Below are 21,909 nucleotides of genomic sequence, written 5' to 3'. Positions count from 1 at the left end.
CGGCCGGCGAGGCTAGCGTTGCCCCGTGCTGAGGGGGAGGACACCTCCGGCCGGATGGCTGGTCGCGGCGGACTGTCTGGTGGCGGTCGCGCTCGCCGCGTTCGCCTCCGTGCGTGCGCCGTCCGGAGGGTGGTTCCTGGGTGTCGCGATCATCGGCCTCGCCTCGGGGGTGGCGGTGCGTCGAGTCCGGCCGTCGGCCGTCTTCGTCGGCCAGTCGGTCATGGCGGCGGGAGCCGTCCTGGTCGGTGTGCCGGGGGACGCGGTGGTGATCGCGGTGGCCCTCGCGCTCTATCCGGTGGCCTCGGGCGTTCGTGCGTGGCCGGCAGCCGCCGCGGTGGGTGGCGCCTCGGCTGCGGTGTTCGTCCCGGGGTTCATGACCGTGGTGGTGCCGGGTCTTCCCGTGGTCGCGGCGCCTCCGGGGGAGGAGTCCTTCGCCTCCACCCCGCTCTCGTCTCTCGGGTACGGCGTTGTGGTGATCGGAGGGAGTTGGGCGCTGGGTCGTGTGCTGCGGGCCCGCCGCGCCGACGCCGAGCAACTGGCGCGGCTGCGTGAGCAACGTGCCGTCGGCGAGGAGCGACTCCGGATCGGCCGGGACGTTCACGACATCCTGGGCCACAGCCTCAGCGTCATAGCCATGAAGGCCGCGGTCGCCGAGCACCTGGCTGCCGACCGGCCCGAGGAAGGCCATGCCGCGCTGAGCGCGATCGCGCAGGTCAGCCGGGAGGCGCTCGATGACGTCCGAACGGTCCTCACCGCTCTGCGGGAGGTGGACGACACGCGAGCAGGCCTCGACGATCTGCCCCGCCTCGTCGCGAACGCCGAGGCGGCCGGTCTCTCCGTCACCCTCGAGCAGGACGGGCACCGGCAGGTGCCCGCGTCCGTCCAGGCGTCGGCGTACCGGATCCTCCAGGAGGCCCTGACCAACGCCGTCCGCTACGCCGCGCCCCGTGAATGCACCCTCAGCCTCGTGCAGAGCGCCGGCGCTCTCGTGGTCACGGCGACCAACCCTGCCACCCGGACCTGGCACTCGGAGGGCTACGGGCTTCTCGGCGTGCGCGAACGGGTCACCGCGCATGGCGGGAGTATGAGCGCAGGCGGCGCAGCCGACGGTCGTTTCGTCCTGCGCGCGACACTTCCCTTGAGCACGGCGCGCCGCCCGTGAGCGCTGCCGGGATCGGGGTGCTCCTCGCCGACGACGACGACCATTACCGGGCGACGATCCGTACCCTCGTCGACGCGACTCCCGGGATGAGGGTCGTCGCTGAGGCCGAGGACGGTGAGCAGGCGGTCGACCTCACCATCGCCCACCGCCCCGACGTCGTGCTCATGGACGTCCGGATGCCGCGCTCGGACGGCCTCACCGCCGTCGAACGTCTGAGACACGTCGAGAGCACGGCGCGGATCGTCGTGCTCACCACCTTCGATCTCGACGAGTACGTCTTCTGCGCGCTGCGGGCCGGAGCCTCCGGCTTCCTGCTCAAGGACACGAGCCCGGCGCGCCCGCTCGACGGCATCACCGTGGCCGCCGCAGGCGACGCACTTCTCGCGCCTACCGTGACCCGCAGGCTGATCGGCGAGTTCACCGGTGCCGGTGTTGCTTCTCGGCGTCGTCTGGACGACGTCACCCCACGCGAGCGCGAGGTCCTCGTCCTCGTCACCCGTGGGCTCTCCAACGACGAGATCCAGCACCGGCTCCACCTCAGCAGAGGCACCGTCAAGACCCACATCGGCAGGCTGATGACCAAGCTCGACGCGCGCGACCGCGCTCAACTCGTCATCGCCGGATACGAGTCAGGCCTTGCCGGCCGATGGTAGAGCCAGGGAGACCGCAGGCTCGGGTACTGCACGTCCGCCCGTCGGCAGCGGTACACCAAGGCCGGGACGGTTCACCTGAAGCCGTTCAGCCGGTCCGCCGACGCGGTGTACTGCGCCATGCTGATCATCCCGAGCCGTCGGGAGTTCACCAGCCGCGTGCCCTCCACTCGGGCAGCGACGGGCGCTCCGTGCCGAGCGTCGTGTCGTCCCCGTGACCGGGGTAGACCCACGTCTCGTCCGGCAGGGTGCCGAAGACCCGCTCCTCGAGGTCGTCCTACCGTCGACCATCCGCAAGCTCGCTATGCGCCCATCGAACATCGGCAAGGTGGTGCGCGGGCGCAAGATCCACGGCGACGCCGCGTGGCCACCCATCGTCGACGCAGACAAGCACGCGCGCGTGGTCGCGATGCTCACCGACCCGTTGCGGGTGACCACCCGCGGGGGAGCGCGCAAGCATTGCTGAGCTACGGCATTGGTGAGTGCGGCAAGTGCGGCTCGGCGCTGCGGGTGCTCAAGCGCTACGGGCATGAGCTCTACGTCTGCAATGCACCGAGCGGCTGTGTGGGACGTCGACGCGAGTGGGTGGACGACTTGGTCGAGCGTGTGGTGATCGCCCGTCTCAGCAAGCCTGACGCGCGGGATCTTCTCAGGCGTGACGACGACGCGGCAGGGGCCCATGCCCGGGAGCGTGCTGAGGGCATTCGGGCGCGTCTTGCCGAGGCAGCGGACGCCTACGCTGATGGCGAGATCGACCGGGCGCAGTTGAGTCGGATCACAGCGAGACTCCGGCCGGAACTGGACGAGGCGGAACGCGAGAGCGCGCGGACGATCCGCGGTGTAGCGCCCGAACTGATCGCACAGCTCCCCGGGCCGGTGGCGGCGGAGAGATGGGCCGGGCTCTCGGTGACACAGCGGCGGGCACTGCTAATCGTCCTGGGCGTAGGGGTTCGTGTCTTGCCTGGTCGGGGCGGTCCCGGTTTCAAGCCCGAGTCCATCGCGATCACGTGGCATGCGGACGAATAGGTTCGATAGACTTGCGTGGACAGAGGATTCAGAGAAGTACCGTGCTTTCGCACTGTGGCCTTGCTGGACGGCAGCTCCAGAAGTAACACTACGGCCGCTCTGAGCGACTGTCGGATGTAAGGGGATGGATGGCAGCGAGTCGACAGCATCCATCCTGCATGCAATAAAGTGCAATCGACGGGAGGACTCTTGGCTCCACAAGTACTTATTCCCGCACTCCGGCGATCCAAGGCTACGCTTCTGCTGGCTAACAGATCTTGTGCTGGAGAACTCGACTGGGACGGTGAGACTCAACGGTTCAACCATGATAACGCCGACGTTCTCTGCGTGACTTCCCTGCCGATCGGAAATCGCACCCATCTTCGACGGATACTTGCAGTATTGTCTGATGCGGGCGGCGCTGATCATGAGTGAACGAATCTCATTGGCCGACTTGTGGTCTATCGCTAAGCGGGACGGCTGGGCCAGCGCGACGATCAGCGCCCCGGTTTTGAGGTACGAAGCAAATCAGCTTGGATGGCGCGTTATTCGAGCGCGATCAACAGACCCTGCAACAGTCACGCTGCGCCCCACCAGTAAAGATGCTGCCAATCCTTCCTCGATCAGCTCAATATACGGCACTGGCCGGCAACCATTGCACACCGATGGCGCCCACTTGGACGAACCGCCAGATGCCGTGCTACTGACCGCCAGTCAGCCCAATGACACGCCAACACTGCTACTGCCTCTTCGCGCCGCATCGAATCATCCTTCATCATTTCCTTGGCAGGCGGCGCGAAACGGGGTTTTCCTCATCCGGAACGGCGCAAGTAGCTTCTACGCGACCGCGAGTCCACGCCTCCACCGACTTCGATATGACTCGTCCTGCATGGACGCCTGCGACGAGAGAGCCAGAGCCGTGGTCGCCGCCATCGCGGATCTAACGCCCACGGCAATCTCGTACAACTGGCAAATGGTAGACCAGGTGCTACTTATGACAATTCGCGAACTCTCCACGCTAGAGCTGATGCGTCGAATGACAACGAACGTTCTCTGGATCGTATAATGTTCATAACGAAAGCCCTCTGAAATGCCTCGATCATTTGACCACAGTGCGCTGTGGATGAAGGCCAAACTATTCATCAATCACGCGATGGATAACGAGCCGCGATCATTCGAAGAGCAGGCGCTCTGGGCATCCCTTGCGCTCGAATTGCTGGGAAAGGCAGCTCTGGCGCGCACATCGCCTGTGCTGATCGCTGAGCCCAATGAAGAGGGTGTCAACCTCCTGATGGCGACCGGACTCGTCGACGCCGACTCTCGCTTCATTTCTGTGCGAGCCGCGACAATATATAAGCGCTGTGGCCGCGCGTTCAAGCCATTCAATTCGGCCGAAGCATTGCGGATCACGGCCGCGCGTAACGAGTACCTGCACGGCGGCGGCATCGGGTTCACTGGCCTCCCTCCGGAAATTTGGTGGGCACGCTTCTGGGCGCAAGCAGCCATCCTCGTCAATGCATGCGACTCAGACATTGACGATTTCGTCGGGTCAGAGAGGGTAGACCTAGTTGAAGAACACCTAGCGCGGAATCAGAAGAATATTGAGCACCGCGCCGAGATGCTCATGGAACGGGCCAAGCAACGGCTGGCGCAGTACGAGACCGGAACCCTACCTGCTCGTCTTGCGGCAGAATGGTCAAGCCCTACGACGTTGCAGGCCTACCTCGCACACCACGCGACCGCCGGCTGCCCTGCGTGCGGTTCGATCGGCATTCTTGAAGGAGACGTAGTCGAGAGTAGCCGATTGCGCCATGAGCAGATCGCTGAGGATGATTTCGACACGTGGGCAGAAATTTCCGTCAGCGCGGAGTACTTTAGCTGCGAGCATTGCAAGCTTGTGCTCGATTCGTACGAACTACTCGAAGCTGCCGGCATGGAGGTTACCTTCGAATCGACCGGCGATGCCGCCGATTTCATCGAAGCAGAATACGGCAACGACTGAACCGTAATGACCGAAAAATGTGGAGCGCCTTCCCGCTCGAACGGCCTAATTGCCACGTGACTGGACCGGCGCTGCATGGCGGTGGTCACGTTCATGTAGGCGGCCCCGGTCGGGGCTGGTGCTCAGCTCACCAGCCGCGTGCTCTCCACGCGGGCAGCGACGGGCGCTCCGTGCCGAGCGTCGTGTCGTCCCGGTGGCCGGGGTACACCCACGTCTCGTCGGGGAGCTGGCCGAACACCTGCTCCTCCAGGTCCCGCATGAGCGAGTTGACGTCCTCGAAAGATGTTGTCCGCCCAGGGCCACCGGGAGCCACTTCTCTGTTCACGCGTAGGCACACGCCAGTGGTGATGGCAACCGAGAGAGAGTTAGAAGCCGCCCTCGTACTCACGGCGGACCTCCTGCCGAATCTCTTCGTCGTACTCAATCGCGCTGGTCACGCCTCCGAAGAAGGCTGCCATCCCGGACATCGCATTATGAAACTCCACGACATCTAGCGGCTTCACGTTTCTCATCGTCGGGGTGCCGTCTTTAAGGTTCGAGTAGCGACTGTGCATGCTGTCGGGGTCGAGGCTGGCAAGCTCCGTGATGAGGCGGTTCACGATCGTGATCTCTGCGGTCTCGTCGGTTGGTCGAAGCCGCACGAGCAGTGGCTTTAGCTCCTGCCAAAGCTGCAAGATCTTGTGGTGCGCGCGATTTTTCTCGGGAGACTGAAGGGCGCCCTCGCACAGTTGCAGCATGTACTTCAGCTCCAGTTCAACGTAATGTCGCCAGCACATCAGCCACGGGAAGACGAGGGTGTCTCGTTCGCTGGGGTGGGCATCGAGCATGGCCTGAGACAGGATCTCTGCAGCCTTCTGGTAGCCAAGGCGCCGCCCAAGAGTGAGAGGCCACCAGTCGACGAAGGCGTGCAGGTGGTCGATGCCAGACGAGGCCAGCAGGCTGTGGCTCGCAACTGGCCAGTCAGTGGCCTCCTCGTAGGTGGAGGCGAGCTCGTTGTTGTCCGGATTTGAGGTCACGGGGCATGATCCACTCAGTATCATCTAGATGGAAGTTCTGCACGTCCGGGAGAAGGCTCGCGCGATGACGCCGTCAAGTCTCGCCATGTGGTGGCGGAGGCGGGCTGCCGAGCTGTGAGGCGGCAGAGATAGCGAGACGTGAGAATAGGCGGCCGGAGAAACCGAAGAGGAGCGCGAGTGCTAACGCGACGGGAGATTGTGCATTCTCCCAAGAGTTAGCTAGGAAGACGGGTCCAAGAATGCCGATATCCACATCGGCGAGGAGGCGCACGAGCAGCAGGCCTCCGACCGCTGTCAGGGCACCTCCTACAGGGGTGAGCACCATTATTCCCCAGGACGATTCATGGGCGGTTGATTCGCGTTCGTGGGTCAGTGTAGTGACGACTGGTGACAGGAATCCGCCGAGTGCGCCCAATAGAAGCGTCAACTCGTGGTCGAGAAAGAGGCCGATCGCAAATGTCGCGAGAAGTCCAACCATGGCGAGCCAGAGCGAGATGCGTTGGCCATTGAGCTCACGCATCAATGCGTTGCCTTCAAGTCTCTCTGCGCGTCGCCATTTATCATCTAGTGTCAGGCGCTTCTCTCGGGCGGTAGGCATCGCGGCGAGTCGCTCTTTGACGTGGCCGGTGGCGTTGGGGTCAAGATTTTGTAGATGTGCAATCTCGAAGGCAAAGTATGCATCGAGGTCTTCGTCGGCCACGAGCTCCGCTATTCGTCGCTCGGCCGCGTTCATCAGGACGTAGTCCGAAGCGAGTTTGGTAGAGGGTGAGCGTGTGAGCCATGTGATGGCACTAAGCCACCCCCTTTTTGCCCCGACTCCTCGAATCTCGTCAAGGTCCGATTGGATTGACTCGTACGCCTTCTGGCTGCTTCCGGTCGGCGCATGACGCTCGACCAAGATGTTCGCACGCGCCCGGCAGTCTCGTGCCCTGGCTAGTAATATACGATGTTGAGGTGCGACAATGAACCCACGATTGGTAATCGCGGCGATGAGTGCATATGCGAGACAGGAAAGTGTGAGTAAGAGATCCTGTGTCAACTAGTACTCCAGCCGGACTTCGTGATCTTGCGGCGGGGGCGCCGGAAACATGGCGCGGCCACCGCATGATCATCTTGGGTTGTGTGGACTCAAGAGGATGCGGTGGCCGCGGGCCACAGCGTAGAGGCCGGCCTGTGGCCGGCGCTGGAAGGTCAACTTCTCGATCGGGTCGCGGGCCGATTTTCCCGGGTGGAGACCCGGCAGCGCTTCACCAGGTTCTTGCGCGGGATGCTCGCGGAACTGCCGCGCAAGACCTGTTGGAGCATCGCCGAACACGCCGGCGAGACCAGCCCGGACGGCATGCAGCACCTGCTCAACCGGGCCTGTTGGGACACCGAGGGTGTCGCCGCGGATCTGCGCAGGTTCGTCGCCGGACACCTCGGCGAGCCCGACGGGGTGCTGATCGTGGACGAGTCCGGGGACCTGAAGAAGGGCGAGCACACCGTCGGGGTGCAGCGCCAGTACACCGGCACCGCGGGCCGGGTCGAGAACGCCCAGGTCGCGGTCTACCTCGCCTACGCCTCCCGCCACGGCCACGCATTGATCGACCGCGAGCTCTACCTGCCCCGCAGCTGGGCCGAAGAACCCGACCGTCGCGCGGCGGCAGGGGTGCCCGCCGAGGTCGAGTTCGCCACCAAACCGGCCCTGGCCACAACGATGATCACCAGGGCTGTCGAGGCCGGGGTCCCGGCGGGATGGGCTGCCGGCGACGAGGTCTACGGCGCCGACCCCGACCTGCGCGCACAACTGGAGACTCTCCAGCTCGGCTATGTGCTGGGCATCGGCTGCAACCGCCGTGTCACCGTGCACGGCGCCCGCGGCGGCGTCCGCATGCGCGTTGACCAGGTCACCGCCGGGCTCGCCGAACACTGCTGGACCCGCTACTCGGCCGGCGCCGGGGCAAAGGGGCCCCGCTTCTACGAGTGGGCGTTCGTGGCGTTGCACCCCGACGACGGACCTGGGCACCGCTGGCTGCTGATCCGCCGCCACCCCGAGCACGGCGAGCTGGCCTACTACCGCTGCTACGCACCTCAGCCCGCACCCCTGACCGAACTGGTCCGCGTCGCCGGAACACGATGGCGCATCGAGGAGTCGTTTCAGGCCACCAAAACCCTCACCGGCCTCGACGAGCACCAGGTCCGCCGCTGGAGCTCCTGGCGGCGCTGGACCTTGATCGCGATGGCAGCCCACGCACTGCTCGCCGTGTTCACTACCGCGGCGCGGACCCGACACCCATCACCGACCGATCTGATCCCGTTGACCTGCAACGAGACCGCCCGGCTACTCAACCGGCTGATCAGCAGCCCGATCCGTTCCTTGGCCAGCGCTCTGAGCTGGAGTCACTGGCGACGCCGCCACCAACACCGTGCCCGAACCAGCCACTACCGACGCCGACCCGAGACATGATCACGATCTACCGCTGGAGTACTAGGTGCCTCCGATGCTCCGACTCAAGGCCACCGTACCTGGCCGCGAAGTGCAACGGCGGGGGCGCGGGAGCGCGGACCGTGGTGATACCCGGTGGGATGCGGTTGGATACCGCTCGCACCACTGCCTGCCGTTGTCGTCGCCGTCCAGCCGGTACTTGTCGGGCCCAATGACTGTGGCGCGGTCCCCACGTCCTTCGCCGTCCAGGTCCTGGGGCTGTCGGGGACGCACGGGACGTAGCTCGGATGGCAATCGCGCCCCGCTCGTCCCGAAACTGATTGGAGCCGCAACTCGAGCCGTGAAGAACTACGAGAGGGGGCAGCTCAGGGTCAGGTACAGGATCTGAGCTGCCGGGCATGCTCTGCGATCTCGGGTACGTCGGCCCGATCAGGACATCCTCTCCGGCTGCGCTGCCCGCCGCCAGGCCAACGTGACGCGAGTCCACCGGGATGGGCTCCAGCGCTTCACCTCGTCGTAGCCCTTCATCGCGCGCACGCTGGTCACGTTCGGGTTGACGGTCTTGATCGTCTCGCGGAACAGCGGCAGCGGGTCGTCGCCGGCGGGCAGCACGTAGTGCGGGTGGAGGTCCCCGGGGTCAAATTCGATCATGACCCGCGAAGCGTTGGGGTCGTCATTGTCGGCTCCGGCTTTCCCCACGGTCATCCGGCTACCTGTCCAGTGGCGTGTTGGCAGCGGCTGGACCGGAGCGAGCAGGAACCGCAGCACGCGGCCGAACGGCCCGGACAGCCACCCCAGTACGGGAAGCAGCGCGAAGGCCAGCACGACGCCGACCAGGATCCGCCACCACCAGTCGATCGGAAGCCCACCAGCGATGGTGGTGGCGAGGGTGAGGGATCCGAGGAACCATCCGAACTCAGTGCGGCCGTACATGTCGGGATCGCGCTGCATGTTGGACGAGAATGCCACCACCCTCCGACGGTTTGCTCATCAGGCTGAGCGCGACACGGGACGATGTGCAGACGCATTTCGTGGGGCGCTTGTGCGGAGGCGGTCCGGATCGGCCGCAAGATCACCACCCGCGCTGACGCCATTCGCCGAGGTGCCGGCGTTCCACGCCGAGCGTCGTGTCGTCCCCGTGGCCGGGATACACCCACGTCTCGTCGGGGAACTGACCGAACACCCGCTCCTCCAAGTCGTTCATCAGCGACGCGAAGTCTTCAGGCGTTGTTTTCCGCCCAGGACCGCCGGGGAACAGCGAGGGGCAGAGCTTCTAGCAGCTCGACGACACGCGCCCGCTGGCTCGCCCACACCGCGGGCACCCGCGCCGCCGCCGAGCGCGTGAAGGTCGAACTCATCGCCCGGCACGTCGACGACACCGAACCCGAGCAGCAGGTAACCGCCGAGGAACGGCTCGCGGCACACCGCGCCGCCCTCGCCCCCTGGACGAGCCCCGCCGCGAGATCACAGAGAGACAGACGTTCGCGACTCGACGACCGCGACCTGTACCAGCTGTGGCCCCGGTCCCTCGTCGACGACGTCACCCGCCCGTGCCGGAGGTGAAGTCCGCGAGCCTGCGGCTGGAGGACGCTGCGGTCGCGCTGGAGGCCATCAGCCGCCTATAGCGGTGTCCATGCTGTGGCCGCGGCGGTGGAACGCCTGCCCCCGCCGTCGCCGACCAGCGACCTAGACTCATCTGTCCGCGGCCTGTGCTCGGACGGCCTTGATGAGGGCTCGGTGGCGCAGCTCGCCAAGAACGGGCATCCGTCCTGCTTCGAGCACGTCCCAGGCATCGTGTTCGTCCCGGTAACCGTTGTCCTCGCGCTCCTCGGTCGCGGCATCAAGCGTCGGGCCGAGCAGTTCGGCAGCCTGCTGAACCGACACCTCATGGGCGGCGTGGCGCACCAACGCTTCATGCACCGCCGCCGGCGCTAACAGCTGCTCGTCGTCCTCGTCGCCGTACAGCACGTGCAGCGGGTAGTCCGGCACGGCCCGGGCCAACGTCACCGTCGCGGGGTCGAGCAGGAATGCCAGCAACCTGTTCAGGTCGTCCACCGAACAGTTGCCGCGCCACGGGAACCCGCGGGACTTGACCAGCCAGTGGGCCAAGTTGCGGCGTGTGATCCCAGCCAGCGCCGCCACCACCACGGACACGTCGAAGACCCTGCGCTTCAAGGCGTAGTAGGCGTAGCGGTCCACCTTTTGCTGCGGCGTCTCGGTGACTTCGTCGTCCGAGCCCGCCTCGCCCTCATCGGCGCCCCAACGGTGGTGGGCAGCCTGGTACTCGAAATAGAGTGCAAGTGCCGCCCGGTAGTCGCGCCAATAGGCAACCGGACCGCCCAAGTACTCGTCGTACCGCACGAGGAATCGCAGCTCCCGCGACGGGCGGGGCGGGCCCGGATACCAGTCGTCCTCTCCCGTGTCCGCTGTCGGGCCGTCCACGATCTTCACCGGGCGCCCGCCGTAACCGCGGCGTCGTCGAGCACTCGATACAGCGTCGCGCGTGAGCAACCGACTAACTCCGCGATCTCGGTCATCGTGTGCTCACCGCCGTCGCGCAGCTTGCGCGCGCGAGCCGGCTTCGCCGACGACAGCACCGGGCGGCGCCCGCCCCCCTTCCGCCGCCTGTGCGGGTGGCCTGCGACACCCGCGCGGCGGCCAGGCCCTCACGGGTGCGCTCAGAGATTAGGTCGCGCTCAAACTCCGCGGTGCTGGCGAGAATGTGGAAGGTCAGGCGACCACTGGGGGTCGAGGTGTCGATGCCCTGCCGCAACACGCGGAGGTCGATCTTGCGGGTCTGAAGGATCCCGGCGAGTTGAACAAGGTGAGCAATAGAGCGGCCCAGCCGGTCGAGATGGGTAAAGACAACGACGTCGTGCGGGCGGGTGTAGTCGAGCATCGCGTCGAATTGAGGGCGGCGGGCGAGCTCGCTGGACGCGACGCCGGTGAAAACGCGCTCGCACTCGGCGGCCGCAAGGGCGTCGTGCTGTCCGTCCGCGGTCTGGTCGGATGTGCTGATGCGGGCGTAGCCAAGCAGGGTCATGCAACGTCCTCCTTGCGGATGAGGTCACCGACCTCAGCGAAGCTCTCGTAGAGGTGCCGCAGCCGTACGGTACGGATCTCGTGGGTGCCGATGAAGGCCTGCCTGCCGGTGTGGAAGGTCGGCACGACGTGAAACCGGCGGGCGATCGAGCGGTGACGCTTGCCGAACCTGGCCCAGACGTCCTGGGCGATGCCCCCGTGAAGCATGACGATCCGCAGGTTCGGGGCGAGGTCGATCAGGCGTCGAAGGGGCTCGACCCCCGCTTCGCACTCGGTGGCCGACGGAGGGACGCTCTTCCCGGTGGTGTGCCGGTACCAGGGGTAACCGTTCCATGGCAGCAGCTCAGACACGGGGATCCTCGTGCTCTCCAGGAGGGTGGCGAGAAGCATCGCCGAGTCGTCGACGTTTTCGCAGCAGAGCATCCCGCTCCCGTCGGCCTCGCGAGTGCCGGGGCCGGGGTCCTGGAGCACGCTCAGGATGCTGGCGTTGATGCCGCCGTACATGGGGGCGATGTAAGGCATCCAGCCGCGGCCCGGCTCAGCGCGCAGCTCGTCGACCAGGTCCGTGAACGGCGCGATGTGCGGGTCGCGGAGCCGGGAGTGCTGGTCGGCGCGGAAGTCCGCGTCGCGCATCCGCTGGTGTCGATCGAGGTTCACTCGCATCGCGTCGTACAAACGGCTCCGGGCGTTACCTAGCAAACGTTATTTCGGACACGAGTTCTGCGTCGCGACTGACCGCGGCCGCCATGATCGTCGAGCGGTGTCACGTAGACGACCGTGATCCGTCGGAGTGAGCGCGTACCTTCCGCGCCATGTCCGACTCCGCCCGGGCAACACGCTGCGCAGCTGATGACGGCGGCGTTGTGACCGTGCAATGCCGTGGCATCACCGCGAAGCGCTCCCGCTGTAGCCGGAACGCGCTCGGCACCGACTACGGCGGCGCCACGCCGTCAGGACGTACCCGTTGCTGGCACCACCTGCCGCGGGCCGGGCGCGACGCACTCGACGCCGCCCGCGAGGCCGCCGAGGCCGCGGCCTGGCAGGAGGCGATCGCGATCGAACCGGCGTGCTGGTCGTGGCCGGTCACCGACGAGATCCGCGACCGGCTCGCCCGCTCTCGCGATCAGACGCTGTCGCGCGTCGAGCGCGCGTTCGCCTTCATCGACGCGCTTCGCATCTTCGACCAGGGGCGATGCGCCGTGTGCGGGGCCCCAGGGAGCGAGGTCGAAGATCACTGTCACTGGACCGGCCGCGTTCGCGGATGGCTATGCCGGTCCTGCAACACCCGCGAGGGGATGGACCGTCATCCGGACACGGTGTTCGGCAAGTACTGCCGGCGACACCCGTACATGATCCTCGGCATCGACGAGCCCTACACGGGCTACGGCTGGGAGAACGGCGCACCGGTCGGCGGATGGTGGCCCGGCTGGGGCGAGCCACCCGATGACTCGTGGTCGAACAACGTGTTGACGGGGATCGGACTGTGACACGCGAGCCACGACCCGCGCTCCTGCGCGAGCGCGTTCCGGCGCGCGAGCAGATCGCGCAGGACGGCGAGGTCGTCGGCCGGGGCGTACGGCTCGATGCCGAGCAGCGCGGCGAGGTGAGCGAGATCGACGAGCGGCCATGCCCGGCACAGACGACGAGGGTGGCACTCGGGTTCCACCGTCGTTCGCGATCGTGAACGAGGGTGGCCCACAGTTCGTGTGGTCGATCACGCCTCGCGGCTCGGAGGCGGCACGAGGCCGGGCGCGAAATGCTCGGTGATGTCGTCGAGGAACTCTACGAACAGCCGCGGCGTCACGGTCTCCCACGTGGCCCGGCGGCCGACCAGTTCGCCGGTCAGCACTAGGTCGCGGCACGAGGCCGGGTGCGGTGGCCCGCTCGGGCTGTAGTTCCACACGTCGCCGTGCCCACTGGCGTTGCGGAAGTGGTAGGCGAACTGCAGCAGCGGCACGTCATCGCGGTTGTGCCCGCCCTTGCGGATCATGTCGCCGAGCCTGATCCCAGCGTTGATCATGCTGATCGACATAATGTCGTGCTTGACGACGTCGCCGCGAAGGTTCGAGACGGCGGTGAAGATGTTCCTCGCGGAGTACGACAGGCACTCCGGCTCAGCCTCGGCGGCCCGGTAGTAGAGGTTCACCGGGAAGTCGCCGTCCGGGTGCTCTCCCAGACGCCGGAGTTCAGTCTGGAGGATCGGCAAGTCCGGGTCGAACAGCGAGGACAGGCTCAACATCAGCCCGAGGTGCAGCACCTTCAGCTCCTGGGCGCGAACAGCGATCTGCTCGGCCGTCGGCAGAGCGTCCACAGAGGTCACGGACCGGAGGATGCCAGATCGTTCCGACAGACCCTCGCCGCTTCCGGCCCCGGTCAGCGGGCCGGGCGGGTAGTCGTCGGACGCGCGCGAGGGGCAGCCGGGGTCGGTACAGGGCATCCCCGCCGATGCGCCGGACAGATCGGGCGCGCCGGTGCAGGCCGGGAACAGCTCGGCGTCAGTGACGCCGCACCCGACGCAGCAGACCCCGACGGGGCAGCGGGAGGTGTCGTCGAACCGGAGCGTGCTCATGACGTCATCGCCGGGGCGAGGACCAGCAGGACGGCGAGGACGTAGGCGCGGTGGCGACCGGGAGGCCGACGGCGCGGGCGATGCGGCCGCGGCAGCTGCGGCGGCGCGGGCGGGGCCACCAGCCGGGGGCGCGATGGGCGCCGCGTCGACGACGGCGGCGGGGGGATGGGGCACGATCAGGCACCGGTCGCAGCTCCTCTGCGATCAAGGCCCCGTCGTGCTGCTCGCAACAGACGGCGAGGCCGCCTAATGGCGTAGGCGGCCCCGGCCGGGCGAGTGGTCAGCTCACCAGCCGCGCTCCCGCCACTCACCGAGGTGCGGGCGCTCGGCACCGAGGGTGGTGTCGTCCCCGTGGCCGGGGTAGACCCACGTCTCGTCCGGAAGCTGGCCGAACACCCGTTCCTCCAGATCGCTCATGAGCGAGGTGAAGTCCTCGGGCGATGTTGTCCGTCCAGGGCCCCCGGGGAACAGCGAGTCGCCGGTGAAGATGTGCGGGTGGCCGCCGCCGCGGTAGACGAGCGCGATCGAACCCGGCGTGTGCCCGCGCAGGTGCACGACCTCGAGCTCGATCTCCCCGAAGCGGACGGTGTCGCCGTGGTCCACCAGCTCGTCCATGGGGATCGGCAGCTCGGGGGCGTCGAGGGGGTGGGCGATCTGGCGGGTCTGGAACATCCCGGCGACGGCGCCGAGCGCCTGCCAGTGGTCGTGGTGACGGTGCGTGGTGACCAGGTGGTTGAGCTCGGGGCGCGAGTCGTCGGCGCCGACGAGGTCGGCGATCCGGTCCGGCTCGTCCGCCGCGTCGACCAGCAGCGCCTCGTTGCTGGCGCGGCACACCAGCAGGTAGGCGTTGTTGTTCATCGGGCCGACGGAGATCTTGGTGATGCTCAGCGCGTCGAGGTCGCGGCGGATGGCGGCGCCGCCCGGTTCGACGTGGCCTGAGTAGCTGTCGAGGACGTCCACCGGGACAGACTAGTGCGCCCACGGGCAGTCACCGCGTGGATCGTGAGGATGCGCCCGGTTCACCCGGATCGTTGACACCGACCCGTTGCTCGACGACGATCCGTCAGCATTCCACCCGGGCCTGACGAGTTCGATGAGGAGCTGTCCGCGATGGCCGACCACCCATTGATGACCCGCCGGCGGATGCTCGGTCTGTTCGGGGCGGCGGCCTCCGTCCCGGCCCTCGCGGCGTGCGGCAGCAGCGTCGGCGGTTCCGACGGCGGGGGTGCCGCCGGCGGCGGCGGATCGGTCCGGGTCGGGCTGGTGGTGCCGCAGTCCGGCGTCTACGCGGCGCTGGGCACCGACATGCAGCGCGGCTGGCAGCTCTGGCTCGACGGCAACGGGGGCCGCTTCGGCGACTACACGGTCGAGACCGTGATCGCCGACGAGGGAGAGACCCCGCAGACGGGCGTGCCCGCCGTGCAGAAGGTGCTGCAGAGCGACGGCGTCGACGTCGTGGTGGGCCTGGTCAACTCGGCCACCGCGCTGGGTGTGCGGGACGTGATGACCGAGTCGCGCAAGCTGCTGATCGTCACGAACGCCGGCGCCGAGGACGTCACCGGTGCCGGCCGCACGCCCTACGTCTGGCGCAGTTCCTTCACCAACGCGCAGGTGGCGGCGGCGATGGGGACGCACCTGGCGGAGTCCGGGTTCGCCGAAGGGGTCTTCGCGATCGCGCCGGACTACGCGGCGGGCACCGAGGTCATCTCCGGCTTCACCCGGGCGTTCGAGACCGGTGGCGGGCGGGTGGTCGGCAGCGCGACGACGCCGTTCGGCACCACGTCGGACTACCAGCCGTTCCTCACGAACATCCAGAACTCCGGCGCGCGGGCCACGTTCTGCTTCTTCTCCGGCGCCGAGGCCATCACGTTCGTGCAGCAGTACGCGCAGTTCGGGCTGGCGGGCTCCATCCCGCTGTACGGCTCGGGCTTCCTCACCGAGGGCAACGTGCTGCCCCAGCAGGGCGACGCCGCGCTGGGCGTGCAGACGACGCTGCACTACAGCGACCAGCTGGACAACCCGGAGAACGCCGCGTTCGTCGAGACCTACACCGCCGCGCACGGGGAGGCGCCGAGCTGCTTCGCGGTGCAGACCTACGACGCGGCCAACGTGCTGAACCGCGCGCTGCGCACGGCCACCGCGCTGGACGGCGACGCGCTGGTCGCCGCGCTCGGCGGGGTCGGCACGATCGAGGACAGCCCGCGCGGCCCGTGGACGTTCGAGAACCAGACGCCGCGCCAGAACATCTACCTGCGTCGGGTCGAGAACGTCGGGGGCAGGCTGGTCAACGCCGTGGTGGCCGATCTGGGCCCGCAGAGCCAGCCGGCCGCGGCCTGAGCCCGATGCTCGTCAGCGTCCTCAACGGGCTCGCCATCGGCTTCCTGCTGTTCATCCTGGCGGTGGGGCTGTCGATCGTGTTCGGGATGATGGACGTGCTCAACCTCGCCCACGGCGCGCTGTTCCTCGGCGGGGCCTACCTCGGGGCGGCGCTGTCGGGCAGCTGGGGCGGCTTCCTCACCGCGCTCGGGATCGCCGCGGTGGGCGGGCTGGTCGCCGGTGGGCTGCTGTCGTTGATGACCGCTCCGCTGCGCCGGCGCTCGCACCTGGACCAGGCGCTGCTGACGCTCGGCGTGGCGTTCGTGGTGGCGGAGCTGCTGATCATCGCGTTCGGGGACGACCCCCTGTCGGCCGCCGCCCCGCCCGGGCTCGACGGCTCGGTCACGGTGTTCGGTGCGGTGTACCCGACCTACCGGCTCGTGCTGATCGGCACCGGCGCGGTGCTGGCGGTGCTCGTGCACCTGGTGGTGGAGCGGACGCGGGTGGGTGCGCTCGTGCGTGCCACCGTCGCCGACCGGGACATGGTCGCGACGCTGGGCATCGACAACCGGCTGGTCACCGGCACGGTGTTCGCCGTCGGCTCGTTGCTCGCCACCACGGCGGGGGTGCTGGGCGGGCCGATCTACGGCGCCCGGCCGGGGCTGGACGCCACGGTGCTCATCCTGGCGCTGGTGGTCGTCGTGATCGGCGGGCTCGGCTCGGTGCGCGGCGCGCTCGTCGGCGCGTTGATCATCGGTCAGGTCGACACGCTCGGCCGCGTGCTGCTGCCCGAGCTGGCCTCGTTCGTGCTGTTCGCGGCGCTCGCGCTGGTGCTGGTGCTGCGTCCGCGTGGGTTGTTCGGCGGCCCGGCGTCGGTGGGCGCCCGGTGACGGCGGTGCAGACGCGGGCCCCGTCGACCGCGCCGCGCGCCGCGCGCGGACGGGCTGCCCTGGGCGTGGGCGTGGCCTCCGCCGTGCTCGTCGTGCTCGCGGCGGTGCCGCTGTTCCTCGCCCCGTTCGCCACCACCACGCTCACCCGCATCCTGGTGTTCGCGCTGTTCGCGGCCAGCCTCGACCTGCTGGTCGGCGTCACCGGGCTGCCGTCGCTCGGGCACGCCGCCTACTTCGGGTCCGGTGCCTACGCCGCGGGCTGGGTGTCGATCAACGTGACGGCGCAGGCGCCGGTGCCGTTGCTGGCCGGGGCGGGCGTCGGTGCGCTCGTCGCGGCGCTCACCGGGTGGATCACGGTCCGCAGCGCGGGCGTCTTCTTCCTCATGCTCACGCTCGCGATCGGCGAGACGGTGCAGCAGCTCGCCAACACCTGGGACTCGGTCACCGGCGGTGCGAACGGCCTCACCGGCATCCCGGCGGTCCGCGTCGCGGGGGAGCCGCTGACGAACGCCGGGTTCGTCCACTGGTACGTCCTCGCGGTGTTCGTGGTCGGGTTCGCGGCGCTCTGGCTTGTGGCGCGCTCGCCGTTCGGCGACGCGCTGCGGGGGATCCGCGACAACGAGCCGCGGATGCGCGCGATCGGCTATCCGACGGCGCTCTACAAGTACGGCGTGTTCGTGCTCGCAGGCGGCGTCGCCGGGCTCGCCGGATCGCTGCTCGCGGCGCAGGCCCGCTTCGTCGCGCTGCCCGACCTGGGCTTCCTGACGGCGTCGTTCGCGCTCCTCGCCGTGATCATCGGCGGTGCCGGGTCGCTGTGGGGCGCGTGCCTCGGCGCGGCACTGGTGATCATTGTGCGGGACGCGCTCGGCCCCAGCCTGGACGGCCACGGCACGCTCGTGCTCGGCGCGGTGTTCGTGCTGGCCGTGTACCTGCTGCCGCGAGGGGCGGCGGGGATCCGCCTGCGGAGGCGGTCGTGACGGCGCTGCGGTGCACGGGGCTGCGTCGCTCGTTCGGCGCGCTCGCCGCCGTCGACGGTGTCGACCTCACCGTCGCGCCCGGCGCCCGGCATGCCGTGATCGGCCCCAACGGTGCGGGCAAGTCCACCCTGTTCACGCTGCTCACCGGCACGACGCGGGCCGACGCAGGCGTCGTCGAGCTGGCCGGGCGCGACGTCACACGGCTCTCGGAGGTGGCGCGTTGCCGGCGCGGGATGAGCCAGACCATGCAGCACGCCAGCGTCTTCGCCTCGTTGACGGCGGCGGAGACCGTCCTGCTCGCGGTGCAGCGCCACGACGGCGGGCGGACCGGTCTGCTCCCGCGCCGCCGTCCGGCGTTGCGCGCCCGCGCCGAGGAGCTGCTCGACGAGGTCGGGCTCGCCGGGCGCGGGGACGTCCTGGCGCCTGCCCTGTCCCACGGCGAGCGCAAGCAGCTGGAGGTGGCGCTCGCGCTGGCCTGCCGCCCGTCGCTGCTGCTGCTCGACGAGCCCGCGGCCGGGATGTCGCCCGCGGAGAGCGCCCGGCTGGTGGCGCTGCTCTCCGCGCTCCCGCGCGAGATCACGGTGCTGTTCGTGGAGCACGACCTGGACCTGGTGTTCGCCCTCGCCGACGCCGTCACGGTGCTGCACCTCGGGCGCGTGCTGCTCTCCGGCACGCCGGGTGACGTGCGCGCGAGCGAGGCGGTCCGCGAGGCCTACCTGGGTACGGGGCGGCGCGAGGAGCTGTTCGAGGCATGAGTGGGTCGTCGGCGCCGAGCTTCCTCGAGGTCCGGGGCCTGGTCTCCGGCTACGACCGCGGCACCGTGCTGCACGGCGTCGACCTCGACCTGGCCGCAGGCACCGTGCTGGGCCTGCTCGGCCGCAACGGGGTCGGGAAGTCGACGCTGGTCATGACCCTGGCCGGGCTCGTGCCGGCGAGCGCGGGCTCGGTGCGGCTCGACGGCCGGGAGCTGGCCGGGCAGCGCCCGGACCGGATCGCCCGCGCCGGGATCGGGCTGGTGCCGCAGGGGCGTCGGGTGTGGGCCACGCTGACCGTCGCCGAACACCTCGCGCTGGCGGCCCGGCCCGGCGCCTGGACCGTCGACGCCGTGCTCGACCTGCTGCCGAGGCTGGCCGAGCGCCTCCGCCACTACGCCGGGCAGCTGTCCGGCGGGGAGCAGCAGATGCTCGCGGTCGCCCGAGCCCTGCTGACGAACCCGCGGTTGGTGCTGCTCGACGAGCCGTCGGAGGGGCTCGCGCCCGCCGTCGTGGACCAGATCGCCGGGGTCGTCGCCACGCTGCGCGACGAGGGCGTCGCGGTTCTGCTCGTCGAGCAGGACCTGCACCTGGCGTTCGCGGTGGCCGGGGAGATCGCGGTGATGGAGAAGGGGGTGCTGGTGCACCGGGTGCCCACCGCGCAGTTCCGCCGTGACCCCGACACCGCCCACCGCCTCCTCGGGGTCGCCTGAGCAGCGGTGTCACGCATCGGGCCCTCCGCGCGACGTACCCTCCGGGCCACGAGTGGGGTCATCGCGACGGGACGGGACGTACGGACATGGGGACGACCGACGGCCTCGCGCCCGAAGTGGCCGCGCTGGAGCGGGTGATCGCGCGCCTGCAGCTGGTGGGCGAGGTGGGCAGGGTGCTCGGCTCGACGCTCGACGTCGACGAGGCGCTGCGGCGCCTGGCGCGGCTGGTGGTGCCCCGCCTTGCCGACTGGCTCGTCGTGGACCTCCTCGCGGACGACGGCGCCCAGGAGCTGCGTCGTGCCGTCGTCGTGCACCGTGATCCCGGGTGCGCGCCGGAGGGGACCCACGAGCGGCCGATGCCGCCGGTGCCGGAGCGCTCCGCCTCGTCGCTGGGGCAGGTCCTGCGCGGCGGCCCGCCCGCCCTGCTGGGCCCGGACGAGTTCGCCGCCCGCCGGGACTCACCGCTCATGGTCGCCCAGCACGAGCTGTTCGACGAGCTGGGCGCCGGTTCCGCCGTGGTCGTCGCGCTGCGCACCCCGCGCCGGGTGCTGGGAGCGCTCACGCTGGTCCGGCGGGATCCGGCTCCGCCCTACGACGCCGTGGACGTCGAGCTGGCCGCGGACATCGCGCAGCAGGCCGGTCTCGCGGTCGACAACGCGCAGCTGTTCGACGCGCAGCGGCGGGTCGCGGAGACGATGCAGCGCCACCTGCTCCCGGCCCTCCCGGACGTGGACCACCTGCAGCTGACCGCCCGCTACCGCCCGGCGCACGCCACCTCGCACGTGGGCGGCGACTGGTACGACTCGTTCCTGCTCCCCGACGGCGTCACCACGATGGTCGTGGGCGACGTCGTCGGGCACGACCTGCCGGCCGCGGCCCGCATGGCCCAGCTGCGCAACATGCTGCGCGCGCTGGCGTGGGACCGCACGGAGCCGCCGCACGTGATCGTGCGGCGGCTCGACCAGGTGGCCACGCACGTCAGCGACGCGCGGATGGCCACGCTCGTGTTCGCCCGGATCGAAGGCCCGGTGGGCGGGCCGCACCAGCTGCGGTTCACGAACGCGGGGCACCCGCCGCCGCTCCTGGTCACCGAGGACGGGCAGGCCACCTACCTCGACGGCGGAGCGGGCATGATCCTGGGCGTGCAGCCGGACGAGCTCCGCCACGACGCACTGCACCCGCTGCCGGCGCGGGCGACCGTGCTGCTCTACACCGACGGGCTCGTGGAGAACCGGCGCGAATCCATCGACGTGGGCCTCACCCGGCTGCGCCAGCACGCCTCGGCCCTGGCGCGCCACGACCTGGACGAGTTCTGCGACCAGCTGGTCGATCGGCTCGCGCCGGACGGCGCCGACGACGTCGCGCTGCTCGCCCTGCGCCTGCCCGCCGAGCCGTTCGCGGAACCCGATCCCGACGTCACACCCTGACCGTCCCGCCGCCGCGGACCTCAGGCCGACGGGGCGGTGATCGGGGAGCGGGCGGGCCGGGCCGAGGCGGGCACGGCCGGGGGAGCACGACGGGTCCGAGCCGCTCGCCGCGCCTTCCGGTGGCCGTCGTCAGCCCGCGCCCGTCGTCAGGACCGTGCGGATCGTCATCGCGTCGCGGAGCAACACCGTGACGGGCGTGCTGTCGACGACTCCGGCGAGCTGTTCCCGCAGGTCGGGGCTGATCTCGGCAGCCACCGTGACCTGCCGGTCCAGCATCGGCGGGGTGTCCTGGTGCACGCCGACGCGCACGGTGACCGCGCCGGGGTCGATCCGCCAGCGCACCAGGAACGTGCGCACCGACATCGCCGTGCAGGACGAGAGCGACGCGGCGAGCAGGCCGAAGGGGGTGGCGCCCGCGGGCTCGGACCCCGCGTCGTCGGGCACGGCGCAGCTCAGCTCCAGCCCGTTGACGCTCAGGTCCGCGGCCTCGCTCTCCGGCGCGGGCAGGCGGGCCACGGACCAGACGTTCGGTTCTCCCACCGGGCAAGGGTAGAGCCCTGCGGGAACCCGGACCGCCTCCCGCTCGTCGATCGGGTGTGGGGGATCCGCCCCCCGGCCACGCCGACCGTCGCTGATCGCTCCCAGTCGTGCGCCGTGGTCGTGGGAAGGTCGGTGGTGTGCGGCTCGTGCAGATCATGCCCGACTGATCCTTCCGAGGCGCACGCTGTTGTCGTGCCTCTGGCGCTGGCGTGCGGCTCGGAACGATCGGTGCGGGAGAATCCTCTCGAGCCGCACGTCATTGCGGTCGGCGCCGCGCTGGGGTGCGGCTCGTGGCGATCACCACGACGTCCGACGTCGATCCGGCGCCCCGGTCCCGCCGGTGAGGGGCGGGTGGCGGTGCCGACCCGGTCGACGGCGCTTCGAACGTGTGTGCGATCCTCGTTGTCGCTGCCCGGCTCTCCG

General features: G+C 69.2%; 25 protein-coding genes and 2 pseudogenes. 14 read left to right on the top strand and 13 right to left on the bottom strand.

Features of this window, described 5'->3' with window-relative positions:
* Positions 1-25 precede the first annotated feature (25 nt).
* Both CFP66_RS49565 and CFP66_RS39845 read left to right on the top strand, forming a co-directional pair.
* Positions 26-1,162 (top strand): sensor histidine kinase, encoded by a 1,137-nt coding sequence (locus tag CFP66_RS49565; RefSeq protein ID WP_143517537.1) that lies wholly within the window; start codon positions 26-28, stop codon positions 1,160-1,162.
* Complete coding sequence (locus CFP66_RS39845; RefSeq protein WP_233160086.1) at positions 1,159-1,815, top strand: response regulator transcription factor; 657 nt, start codon at positions 1,159-1,161, stop codon at positions 1,813-1,815. The genes CFP66_RS49565 and CFP66_RS39845 overlap by 4 nt, the downstream gene beginning before the upstream one ends.
* 145 nt (positions 1,816-1,960) lie before the next feature.
* Here CFP66_RS39845 and CFP66_RS49560 read toward each other — a convergent pair.
* Positions 1,961-2,089: pseudogene (locus CFP66_RS49560) on the bottom strand (MBL fold metallo-hydrolase); the annotation flags it as partial.
* 27 nt (positions 2,090-2,116) lie between these two features.
* Between CFP66_RS49560 and CFP66_RS48290 the strand changes: the two are divergent.
* From CFP66_RS48290 to CFP66_RS39830, 3 genes are all read left to right on the top strand, one after another.
* Positions 2,117-2,278 (top strand): hypothetical protein, encoded by a 162-nt coding sequence (locus tag CFP66_RS48290; protein WP_158228402.1) that lies wholly within the window; start codon positions 2,117-2,119, stop codon positions 2,276-2,278.
* Complete coding sequence (locus tag CFP66_RS39835; RefSeq protein WP_143517536.1) at positions 2,272-2,838, top strand: hypothetical protein; 567 nt, start codon at positions 2,272-2,274, stop codon at positions 2,836-2,838. The genes CFP66_RS48290 and CFP66_RS39835 overlap by 7 nt, the downstream gene beginning before the upstream one ends.
* Before the next feature lie 1,102 nt (positions 2,839-3,940).
* On the top strand, positions 3,941-4,819 hold the full coding sequence (locus CFP66_RS39830) for a hypothetical protein (protein WP_198961992.1): 879 nt from the start codon (positions 3,941-3,943) through the stop codon (positions 4,817-4,819).
* 127 nt (positions 4,820-4,946) lie between these two features.
* Here CFP66_RS39830 and CFP66_RS49555 read toward each other — a convergent pair whose 3' ends face one another.
* From CFP66_RS49555 to CFP66_RS47570, 3 genes are all read right to left on the bottom strand, one after another.
* Positions 4,947-5,078 carry a hypothetical protein gene (locus tag CFP66_RS49555; RefSeq protein WP_369805269.1) on the bottom strand — a complete coding sequence of 44 codons (132 nt, stop codon included), beginning with the start codon at positions 5,076-5,078 and terminating at the stop codon, positions 4,947-4,949.
* Between the two features lie 106 nt (positions 5,079-5,184).
* Positions 5,185-5,835, bottom strand: a complete 651-nt coding sequence (locus CFP66_RS39820) for a hypothetical protein (protein WP_094930554.1) — start codon at positions 5,833-5,835, stop codon at positions 5,185-5,187.
* 73 nt (positions 5,836-5,908) lie between these two features.
* Positions 5,909-6,568, bottom strand: a complete 660-nt coding sequence (locus CFP66_RS47570) for a hypothetical protein (RefSeq protein ID WP_143517535.1) — start codon at positions 6,566-6,568, stop codon at positions 5,909-5,911.
* A gap of 438 nt (positions 6,569-7,006) precedes the next feature.
* Here CFP66_RS47570 and CFP66_RS39815 point away from each other — a divergent pair, with 438 nt between their 5' ends.
* Positions 7,007-8,281: an IS701 family transposase gene (locus tag CFP66_RS39815; protein WP_369805270.1), complete on the top strand. Its 1,275-nt coding sequence runs from the start codon at positions 7,007-7,009 to the stop codon at positions 8,279-8,281.
* 408 nt (positions 8,282-8,689) lie between these two features.
* Here the strand turns inward: CFP66_RS39815 and CFP66_RS39810 are convergent, their stop codons facing one another.
* From CFP66_RS39810 to CFP66_RS39785, 6 genes and pseudogenes are all read right to left on the bottom strand, one after another.
* Positions 8,690-9,232, bottom strand: coding sequence for a hypothetical protein (locus CFP66_RS39810; protein ID WP_143517534.1), 543 nt, complete (start codon positions 9,230-9,232; stop codon positions 8,690-8,692).
* 100 nt (positions 9,233-9,332) lie between these two features.
* Positions 9,333-9,521: pseudogene (locus CFP66_RS39805) on the bottom strand (MBL fold metallo-hydrolase); the annotation flags it as partial.
* A 431-nt stretch (positions 9,522-9,952) separates the two neighbouring features.
* Positions 9,953-10,711 (bottom strand): hypothetical protein, encoded by a 759-nt coding sequence (locus CFP66_RS39795; RefSeq protein WP_094930550.1) that lies wholly within the window; start codon positions 10,709-10,711, stop codon positions 9,953-9,955.
* A complete protein-coding gene (locus tag CFP66_RS50525) occupies positions 10,708-10,857 on the bottom strand; it encodes a helix-turn-helix domain-containing protein (protein ID WP_369805268.1) in 150 nt (49 codons plus the stop codon). The genes CFP66_RS39795 and CFP66_RS50525 overlap by 4 nt, the downstream gene beginning before the upstream one ends.
* Positions 10,794-11,303 (bottom strand): recombinase family protein, encoded by a 510-nt coding sequence (locus CFP66_RS39790; protein ID WP_198961991.1) that lies wholly within the window; start codon positions 11,301-11,303, stop codon positions 10,794-10,796. The genes CFP66_RS50525 and CFP66_RS39790 overlap by 64 nt, the downstream gene beginning before the upstream one ends.
* Positions 11,300-11,959 (bottom strand): uracil-DNA glycosylase, encoded by a 660-nt coding sequence (locus CFP66_RS39785; RefSeq protein ID WP_158228401.1) that lies wholly within the window; start codon positions 11,957-11,959, stop codon positions 11,300-11,302. Before CFP66_RS39785 ends, CFP66_RS39790 begins: the two co-directional genes overlap by 4 nt.
* A 155-nt stretch (positions 11,960-12,114) precedes the next feature.
* Between CFP66_RS39785 and CFP66_RS39780 the strand changes: the two genes are divergently transcribed.
* A complete protein-coding gene (locus CFP66_RS39780) occupies positions 12,115-12,789 on the top strand; it encodes an endonuclease domain-containing protein (protein WP_094930548.1) in 675 nt (224 codons plus the stop codon).
* Complete coding sequence (locus CFP66_RS39775; RefSeq protein ID WP_094930547.1) at positions 12,786-12,986, top strand: hypothetical protein; 201 nt, start codon at positions 12,786-12,788, stop codon at positions 12,984-12,986. Before CFP66_RS39780 ends, CFP66_RS39775 begins: the two co-directional genes overlap by 4 nt.
* A gap of 30 nt (positions 12,987-13,016) precedes the next feature.
* On the opposite strand, the gene CFP66_RS47565 is transcribed toward CFP66_RS39775, so the two are convergent.
* Together CFP66_RS47565 and CFP66_RS39765 are read right to left on the bottom strand one after the other, a co-directional pair.
* Positions 13,017-13,559 (bottom strand): hypothetical protein, encoded by a 543-nt coding sequence (locus CFP66_RS47565; protein WP_143517532.1) that lies wholly within the window; start codon positions 13,557-13,559, stop codon positions 13,017-13,019.
* A 597-nt stretch (positions 13,560-14,156) separates the two neighbouring features.
* Positions 14,157-14,831: an MBL fold metallo-hydrolase gene (locus CFP66_RS39765; protein ID WP_094930545.1), complete on the bottom strand. Its 675-nt coding sequence runs from the start codon at positions 14,829-14,831 to the stop codon at positions 14,157-14,159.
* Between the two features lie 150 nt (positions 14,832-14,981).
* Here CFP66_RS39765 and CFP66_RS39760 point away from each other — a divergent pair, with 150 nt between their 5' ends.
* The 6 genes from CFP66_RS39760 (at position 14,982) to CFP66_RS39735 (ending at position 20,946) form a co-directional block, all read left to right on the top strand.
* Positions 14,982-16,208, top strand: coding sequence for an ABC transporter substrate-binding protein (locus tag CFP66_RS39760; protein WP_094930544.1), 1,227 nt, complete (start codon positions 14,982-14,984; stop codon positions 16,206-16,208).
* Between the two features lie 5 nt (positions 16,209-16,213).
* Positions 16,214-17,077, top strand: a complete 864-nt coding sequence (locus CFP66_RS39755) for a branched-chain amino acid ABC transporter permease (protein WP_094930543.1) — start codon at positions 16,214-16,216, stop codon at positions 17,075-17,077.
* On the top strand, positions 17,074-18,054 hold the full coding sequence (locus CFP66_RS39750) for a branched-chain amino acid ABC transporter permease (RefSeq protein WP_094930542.1): 981 nt from the start codon (positions 17,074-17,076) through the stop codon (positions 18,052-18,054). The genes CFP66_RS39755 and CFP66_RS39750 overlap by 4 nt, the downstream gene beginning before the upstream one ends.
* Positions 18,051-18,809: an ABC transporter ATP-binding protein gene (locus CFP66_RS39745; RefSeq protein WP_094930541.1), complete on the top strand. Its 759-nt coding sequence runs from the start codon at positions 18,051-18,053 to the stop codon at positions 18,807-18,809. Before CFP66_RS39750 ends, CFP66_RS39745 begins: the two co-directional genes overlap by 4 nt.
* A complete protein-coding gene (locus CFP66_RS39740; RefSeq protein WP_094930540.1) occupies positions 18,806-19,519 on the top strand; it encodes an ABC transporter ATP-binding protein in 714 nt (237 codons plus the stop codon). Before CFP66_RS39745 ends, CFP66_RS39740 begins: the two co-directional genes overlap by 4 nt.
* 86 nt (positions 19,520-19,605) lie before the next feature.
* A complete protein-coding gene (locus CFP66_RS39735; RefSeq protein WP_094930539.1) occupies positions 19,606-20,946 on the top strand; it encodes a PP2C family protein-serine/threonine phosphatase in 1,341 nt (446 codons plus the stop codon).
* Between the two features lie 129 nt (positions 20,947-21,075).
* Here the strand turns inward: CFP66_RS39735 and CFP66_RS39730 are convergent, their stop codons facing one another.
* A complete protein-coding gene (locus CFP66_RS39730) occupies positions 21,076-21,486 on the bottom strand; it encodes an OsmC family protein (protein WP_158228400.1) in 411 nt (136 codons plus the stop codon).
* Between the last annotated feature and the right edge of the window lie 423 nt (positions 21,487-21,909).

Origin of the sequence: Pseudonocardia sp. MH-G8 (genome assembly GCF_002262885.1) — a bacterium.
Taxonomy (GTDB): domain Bacteria; phylum Actinomycetota; class Actinomycetes; order Mycobacteriales; family Pseudonocardiaceae; genus Pseudonocardia.
This window is presented reverse-complemented; position numbering and strand designations above follow the sequence as displayed.

Excerpts from the sequence above, each read along its gene's own strand:
- CFP66_RS39755 (WP_094930543.1), top strand. The coding sequence starts at position 16,214 with ATGCTCGTCAGCGTCCTCAACGGGCTCGCCATCGGCTTCCTGCTGTTC.
- CFP66_RS49555 (WP_369805269.1), bottom strand. The coding sequence starts at position 5,078 with ATGCGGGACCTGGAGGAGCAGGTGTTCGGCCAGCTCCCCGACGAGACG.
- CFP66_RS39790 (WP_198961991.1), bottom strand. The coding sequence starts at position 11,303 with ATGACCCTGCTTGGCTACGCCCGCATCAGCACATCCGACCAGACCGCG.
- CFP66_RS39780 (WP_094930548.1), top strand. The coding sequence starts at position 12,115 with ATGTCCGACTCCGCCCGGGCAACACGCTGCGCAGCTGATGACGGCGGC.
- CFP66_RS39735 (WP_094930539.1), top strand. The coding sequence starts at position 19,606 with ATGGGGACGACCGACGGCCTCGCGCCCGAAGTGGCCGCGCTGGAGCGG.
- CFP66_RS39740 (WP_094930540.1), top strand. The coding sequence starts at position 18,806 with ATGAGTGGGTCGTCGGCGCCGAGCTTCCTCGAGGTCCGGGGCCTGGTC.
- CFP66_RS39760 (WP_094930544.1), top strand. The coding sequence starts at position 14,982 with ATGGCCGACCACCCATTGATGACCCGCCGGCGGATGCTCGGTCTGTTC.
- CFP66_RS47570 (WP_143517535.1), bottom strand. The coding sequence starts at position 6,568 with ATGAACGCGGCCGAGCGACGAATAGCGGAGCTCGTGGCCGACGAAGAC.
- CFP66_RS48290 (WP_158228402.1), top strand. The coding sequence starts at position 2,117 with ATGCGCCCATCGAACATCGGCAAGGTGGTGCGCGGGCGCAAGATCCAC.
- CFP66_RS39830 (WP_198961992.1), top strand. The coding sequence starts at position 3,941 with ATGAAGGCCAAACTATTCATCAATCACGCGATGGATAACGAGCCGCGA.